Below are 7,221 nucleotides of genomic sequence, written 5' to 3'. Positions count from 1 at the left end.
GGCGAGGGCGATGGGGGGCAAGGTGGGGCTGGGGGAGGCGGCGGTGTTGATGGGCGGGGGCGGTAGGGGCGGTAAACCTGGTGTTGGGGATGTTGTTGGGGATGTTGTTGGGGATGTTGCGGGGGCGGGAATGGGGCTGGGGGGAACGCCGGCAGCTAGCTGGGGCTGTCGCGAGGCGGTGCTCAGTTCTGGATTGGCGGGGGCTGAGGCGGTTTGTGGGGATGTGGGGGGGTTCACGAGCATTTTGATGATTCCTGCGGTCAGGCCAGCGCTAGCGACCAGCATTGCTGCGACTTTGAGTCCGGCTGCTGAGGGCGATCGTCCGCGCTGGCGGTTGAGGTTGGGAAGGGCGATGGCTTCGGCGGCGCAGTCATCTAATGCTGTGGCTAAGTCAAACAGTTGCAGGGTGCTTAGGTGTACTGCAGGCCCGGATTCTGCGGGGGTTAAAGTGCCTAAAAATAAGTTGTGGGCGAGCAAGCCGCGGGGTTCTAGGCGGGGCGGAACTGGCAGGTAGGAAGTGTTTGGGGCGATGGTTCCGGGTTCGGATTTGTTGGTTGACCGATCGAATGTAACGACATTGCGCGCGACCTCTGGCGAGTCTGGGTCGCTTGCGGTCAGGCTTGTTTGGGAGTTGAGGTTGCTTTCCCAATCGCGGGATTCGCCGAGCAAGTTTTGGACGTAGTTGCTGACTGCTTCGTGGAGGGTTTCGAGTTGAATGCGATCGCCCCTGAGAGTAACGTGTTCGGTATCTGGTAGTCTGGGGTCGTCGAGCCGCAACTCGAAATTTAAAGATTTAAATACGGGTTTGCCGGCCCAGCGAGATAGAGGCGAACTTTTGGCTGTTATTTCCAGCGTGCAAGTAGGGGGCGTGTACCGTTTGCGAATCATAGAAGTCTGTTGACTGTTGGCTGTTGAGTGTGGGCTGTTGGCTGTTGGCTGTTGACTGTTGGCTGTTGAGTGTGGGCTGTTGAGTGTGGGCTGTTGGCTGTTGGCTGTTGACTGTTGGCTGTTGACTGTTGGCTGTTGTTTTATTTTTAGCGCGCGCGGTCTAGAAGAGCTAGCCAGAGCCGTCTGTGACCGCCGGGACTGCTGTAAAATAGCAAATCTATCAGGAGTTTGAGGGCTAGGTTGGTTAGTTCTTTTGCCGATAGGTTTTCTGCATCTTCCATGCGATCGGCATAGGTGTTGCTGAACCTGTCTATATAATCTCCTAGCAAAGCGACTGTGTGAGGTTCCCGGTTTTGCTCTGCCATTTGTTCGAGCAAAGCCACGGCGCGTCGGATTAAAGCTTGGTGCTGTTTTGCTAAATGACAGCCGATCAAAACGAGCGATCGAGCTTCTTCCACATCGAGTTTTTTGCGCCCTCCCTGGCCTTTCCGCAGCGGGTTAGATTGGCGCAGCCGCCACAATGCCACGCGATCGGCTACCATTGGCTCCAAATTCAGTTCGGCTGCTACTTTGAGCATCGCCTCCGAGCCAATTTCTGCCAGTGCTTCTAGGGCTAACAGCACTAAATCCAGTTGGGCTTTAATATTGTCCAACTGGGTAGGTTCTGGTGCTTTTTGGGTCAATTCTTCCCAGTTGGGAGATGGGCCCGTTTTATTTGTGGGAGCGGAGGGCTTTACGGTGGAGCGCATGGCTTGGGCACGGGAAATAAGACTGGTTGAGGCTGAATATCCTAACAGGATGCGGTGTTGACGGGTTTGCGGCCGCCGGACAACGGCATAATCTGTTAGTTTTTCTCCATAACTCGCTGTTTTGATTCCGGCAATCTTAATTGCTGGACGGATTTGCTAGTCGAAAGTTGCGGTTGCAAGTTCGATCGCCCAACCGCAGCAAAACCCAAACATTTTTACCCCCAACCATCCTAGGCCACAAAGTGACCGAAATCAATGTAAATAAGCGATCGTCACACCGGCACCTCCTTCTTTTTGACTGGCGAGCTCGAAGCGGGAAACCTGCGGGTGAGTAGCAAGGAATTCGTGCACCCCGCGCCGCAACTGTCCCGTACCTTTGCCGTGAATTATCCACAGCACGCCGTATTCCACTGCTTTGGAAAGAGCTCTGTCGATTTCGATTTCCGCGTCGGAGACTCTCGCACCCCGGAGGTCGATCGAATTATTAGCAGTCCGAATGGCGATTTCGGGATTGGATTTTGCAGGTTCCGCTGCTGCTTGCTTGGCCTTGGCGGTAGCCTGCGCTTGGGCTGCTACCTTGGCTAGTTGAGCTTTGGTTTCGGGTTTTTGACCGTCGAGGGATTCGATTTCTGCCAGTTTGACGGTCATTTTCATGATCCCAAACCGCACGCTCAATTCTTCGTTAGCATCGGGGCCGCTGAGGACTTCGGCGGTTTGGCCGAGGCTGGGAATGCGGATGCGATCGCCCGTTTTTGGCATAAAACCCGGTTTTGGTTTCGCCGGTTGTTGCCGAGAGGGCAGATGTTTTTGGGAAATTTGATTTAAGGTATCTGTCGCCACTTGAGCATTTTGAGCCGTTTTATCGCCCGACTGCAAGCGCCGAATGATTTGAGCAATTTCCGATTTAGCTGTACCTATTGCCTCATTTACTGCCACTTCCTGAGCAATTTTTAAGTCTCGCTCCCGCTCTTGCAAAGCGGCTGCTTTTTGAGAAACTTCTCTGTGCAGTTTTTCGGTTTGGTGCAGCAGTTGAGTGGCTTCTCGGGCTTTGGTTTCCTGTCTCCGGCGCTGGGCTTCGAGTCCTGCAATCACTTGATTGACATCGGCAGAAGCTCCGCCGACATAGGTTTGAGCTCGATCGACTATTGATGTTAGCAAACCGAGTCTTTTAGCAATAGTTAGGGCGTTGGAACGTCCGGGAATTCCCCACAGCAAGCGATAGGTTGGCTGCATCGAATTGTCGTCAAATTCTACCGAGGCATTTTCAAAGCGGGAGTCTTGATATTTGAGGGCTTTGAGTTCGCCAAAGTGGGTAGTTGCAACTGTTAATAGGGAATGTCGGGCGAGATATTGCAATAGGGCGATCGCCAATGCGCTGCCTTCTGAGGGGTCTGTCCCCGCTCCTACTTCGTCTAACAAAACTAAAGATTTGGGAATTGGGAATTGGGCATCGGGCATGGGGAATTGGGCATCGGGCATTGGGAATTGGGCATCGGGGATTGGGAATTGGGAATTTTCTTCTCCTTCTCCTTCTCCTGCACTTTCCCCTTCCGATTTATTATGCAAAACTTCTAAAATGCGGCTGATGCGGCGGATGTGGCCGGAGAAAGTAGACAAACTTTGCTGCAAGGATTGTTCGTCACCAATATCGGCAAGAATGTTGTCGAACCACGGCAATTCTACGGGTTCGCGGGCGGCGACAAACATTCCGGCTTTTGCCATTAAAGCTGCTAATCCCAAGGTTTTGAGGGTGACAGTTTTGCCGCCGGTGTTGGGGCCGGTGATGGCGACGACGCGGATTTGGGGGCTGATAGTTAAATCGACGGGCACGACTGCAAAGCCTTGCTCGTATTGCTGCTGCCAAACTAATAAAGGATGGCGCAATTGACGGAGGGTAATTGGCGATCGCAAATTGGGAATTAACGATCGACTATTTTCTGCTGTTTCTTCCTCTGAATTTTCCTCATCTAATTTGTCGGGATTTTTTGGTGCTAATTCTGGTTCTCCGAATTCGATAAATTTAGGAGGATTTGCTTGCAACCAAAAACTGTAACGGGCTTTGGCGGCAGCTAAATCTAAAGTTGTCACTACCACCAACAATCTGTCTAAATCGGGTTTGACTGCTGCGACTTGCTCGGTGAGGGCGCGGCGGACTGCTTCTTCTTCGGCTTGTTCTTGCCGGAGCAACTGCCGCATTTGGTTGTTGAGATTGACTGTGTTGTGGGGTTCTACATACAGTGTTGCGCCGCTGGCTGAGGAGTCGTGAACGATGCCTGGGATGGCATCTTTTTGGGGAGCTTTGACGGGAATCACAAAGCGCGAGCTTCTTTGAGTAATTACCTGTTCTTGGACGGCGTTGGATTGCCGCTGCAAAATGCCTTGGAGTATTTGATAAATGCGATCGCGCAACTGTCGCATTTGAACTCGAATTCCTGCTAATTTAGGAGTGGCTCTGTCTGCTACTCTAGCGCGATCGTCTATACACCGATGAATTTCTTGCTCGATTTCGGGATAAGTCCGCAATTGGGAAGCCAATTCTTTGAGTATCGGCACATCCGTTGCAGAGTCAACTATCCGGCGCAATTGCCTCGCCCCCGCCAGGGTGGTAGCAATTGCCAGCAATTCTTCGCCGCCGAGCAAACCTTGCAGTTCGGCTCGCTGCAGGGTAGAGCCGATGTCTTGGATTCCTTCAAAACTCAAAGCAGCGCCGGGGCGGCTCTCTAACTGATAAGCTTCTTCAGTTTGGGCGAGCAATTCTGCTGTTTGAGCTTGAGTTGCTGGGATTTGGAGGTCGAGGGCGGCGGCGACGCCGAGTTTGGTGGCCGCGAAGGTAGCCAAGTGCTGACACAGGCGCGGCCATTCTAATAGTTCTAGTGTTTCGGCTTGAATCAAGGTTGAGGTGGTGTTGGTAATTGGCATTCCCAGGTGTTCGCTGAGAAGGTGAATTTTACTGCACTATTCTTTTATTTTAAAGTTTTTTCGGCTTTCCGGGCGCAACCTGAGAAAGTATCTGCGATCGTCCCCTGTCGATTTTCCGTTTTCGATTTACTCCACAGGTGAAGATAGCTGGAACTAAGCTTTAAAATTTTCATCTTTCTACGGCGGTCGTCGGGGTTGGTATCCGTTTTTGTTCTCTGTCACAAATTATACCATTCTTCAAATTTTATTCAACATTATTCCTAGGGTGCGCCGCCGCTCTTTGACTTTTAAATTCAATCGATTTTTCGAGCGGCGGCACACTCGATACGAATCCTAAAAAGCCTGTAAAGAGCAGGCTCTATGCCTGCGAAGCGAGAATTGTTGGAGATGTATTTTGGACTTGGGGTTGAGTCAACAAACCAAAAAATTCTTGTGCAGGAATACTTTTGACAGTTCCTATGAGGAAAGGGAGAACTTGCACCTTGGGGTTGTAGGTCTAGGTTTATACTTTCTACCGCTCGGAATTCCCAAAAAAAGCTGCAACTGCGATCGCGCGATTGCCGTCATTATACATTCAGTAATTTGCAATTTTTAATTTAAAATATACAGCGTATTCCCTGTAGGTGCAGTCGCGTGAAACCTGGTTTGTTGAATACAATCAATTATCCGGAAAAAACTGTAAAAAAACCAGGTTTTTGGGGTGTAATTCATAAATCTGGAATAGGCTGTACGAGCAGTCAAAAACTTGGGTCACTTCCTCAAGCTGTTTTCCTACCACTTAAAAATCAAGCAATTTCTATGCTTGTGATAGCAGGAAACACTTTGTGACCGGAGAATGTTTATTTGTATCTAGCCAGTTATTATATATTCTCCAAAATCGAACACTTTGTATCTGCAATAACAAAAAGTGAGTAATTTTTAGCATAAATTACTGACAGATTTAATACACAAACACAGGAGCGATCGACCGTTTTGAAAATCGCACCTTGTTTGTGGAAAACCTGGTGGACGCGCCCGAACAACATTTATTGGGAGACAACTGAATGAGCAACATAGAAAAAGAGCTTCAGCAGCAACCGCACGCACCAACCTATACCGGCTGGGCCGCAGCGATCGCCCAATACTTCAAGTTCGATTTTTACCAGACTAACTTTCGGGTTGAAACTGTAGCGGGACTGACAACATTTATGACGATGGCATACATACTGGTTGTCCATCCACTGATTCTATCGGATGCTGTCTTCCTCAACCAGCCCAAAGATTTGTTTGCGGAACTGGTTGTCGTGACCGGGATTTCAGCCGCGATCGGCACAATGTGCATGGGACTTATCGCCAACTATCCCTTTGCCCTAGCCCCTGGTATGGGTACAAATGCCTTTTTTGCCTACTCAGTAGTTTTAGGGCTGAAAATTGATTGGCGTACTGCACTGGCTTGCGTACTGGTTGAAGGTTTAATCTTCGTGGGTTTGACATTGACCGACATTCGCCGCCACTTAGTTACCGCTGTGCCGAACTCGATTAAGGCAGCCACCACGGTTGGGATTGGTATGTTTCTCGCTTATATCGGACTCAGCGGTGCGGTGAAAGTTGGGGGGGCTGGTTTGATTGTCGCCAACGAAGTAACCAAAACTTCCTTCGGCAGTTTCCGAGAACCAGCAACACTGTTAGCAACGTTTGGCATTTTCATCTCGGTGATGTTCATTATTCGTCGGGTTAAAGGTGCTTTGCTTTGGGGTATAGCCGGAACCGCTATCTTGGGATGGATGTTAGGAGTGACACCGGCACCGAATGGGATTGCTGCTATTCCCACCTTTCCGTCTCATTTATTTGGTCAGGCTTTTGTGGGATTGTCGGGAGTCAATGCCAGCAACTTCATCGATTTCTTAGCGGCGATGCTGGTATTTTTATTTGTGGATATGTTCGATACGATCGGTACATTGTCTGGTGTGGGGACACAAGCAGGTTATATTGACGAGAATGGCGAACTGCCGCGTGCCAATCAGGCGCTGATGGCAGATGCGATCGGTACAACCCTAGGAGCCATTTTGGGCACCTCGACGGTGACAACTTTTGCTGAGTCAGCAGCCGGAGTAGCTGAGGGCGGGCGGACAGGCTTTACGGCAGTTATTGCAGCTATCATGTTTTTGGTGGCGCTACTATTCGTGCCAATTTTTGAAGCTATTCCTGCCTTTGCGACAGCCCCAGCGCTGCTGATTGTGGGAGTCTTGATGATGAGTAGCATTACCAGCATTAACTGGGACGATTTGACCGAAGCTATTCCTGCTTTTGTGACGATATTTTTCATTCCGTTGGGCTTTTCGATCGCGGCTGGGTTATCAGCGGGATTAATTCTCTATCCCTTTGCTAAATTGGTTAAAGGTCGATCGAGCGAAGTCTCTGTTGTCACCTGGATTTTGGCAGCCATTTTCATTGCCCGCTTTGTGTTTCAAACTTTTCGTTTCGGATAAGGTAAGGGGGGCGCCGGGGGGATCGCATTCTATGCAGCCTCATAAAAAATTGGTATAACCCTCCTGTTAATTATCAGAAAACTGGGTTTAAAACCCCGTCCTTCTAGGACGGCTTTTCTTGCTCTTTGATGTATTGCTTCAATATTTCAATAGGGGCACCGCCAACTGACGAGGCAAAGTAACTCGGACTCCACAAA

General features: G+C 50.0%; 5 protein-coding genes. 1 reads left to right on the top strand and 4 read right to left on the bottom strand.

All coding sequences use genetic code 11. From position 1 onward, the window contains the following. The 3 genes from WBA89_RS04980 to WBA89_RS04970 all read right to left on the bottom strand — a co-directional run. A partial coding sequence (locus tag WBA89_RS04980; RefSeq protein ID WP_424404427.1) for a DUF4335 domain-containing protein occupies positions 1-888 on the bottom strand: 888 nt, incomplete at its 3' end. A gap of 146 nt (positions 889-1,034) precedes the next feature. Next, the gene (locus WBA89_RS04975) at positions 1,035-1,637 is read right to left on the bottom strand and encodes a DUF3038 domain-containing protein (RefSeq protein ID WP_424404426.1); all 603 of its coding nucleotides are present in this window, start codon (positions 1,635-1,637) and stop codon (positions 1,035-1,037) included. Positions 1,638-1,889: 252 nt separating this feature from the next. Continuing rightward, a complete protein-coding gene (locus WBA89_RS04970; RefSeq protein ID WP_424404429.1) occupies positions 1,890-4,529 on the bottom strand; it encodes an endonuclease MutS2 in 2,640 nt (879 codons plus the stop codon). Between the two features lie 1,070 nt (positions 4,530-5,599). Between WBA89_RS04970 and WBA89_RS04965 the strand changes: the two genes are divergently transcribed. Beyond that, positions 5,600-7,024, top strand: a complete 1,425-nt coding sequence (locus WBA89_RS04965) for an NCS2 family permease (RefSeq protein WP_424404425.1) — start codon at positions 5,600-5,602, stop codon at positions 7,022-7,024. A 103-nt stretch (positions 7,025-7,127) separates the two neighbouring features. On the opposite strand, the gene WBA89_RS04960 is transcribed toward WBA89_RS04965, so the two are convergent. Then, positions 7,128-7,221: transposase (locus WBA89_RS04960; protein ID WP_424404428.1), on the bottom strand; the 94-nt coding region annotated here is incomplete at its 5' end.

Origin of the sequence: Microcoleus sp. (genome assembly GCF_049646505.1) — a bacterium.
GTDB lineage: Bacteria > Cyanobacteriota > Cyanobacteriia > Cyanobacteriales > Microcoleaceae > Microcoleus.
The sequence above is the reverse complement of the archived record's forward strand: the minus strand, read 5'-3'. Positions and strand labels throughout refer to the sequence as shown.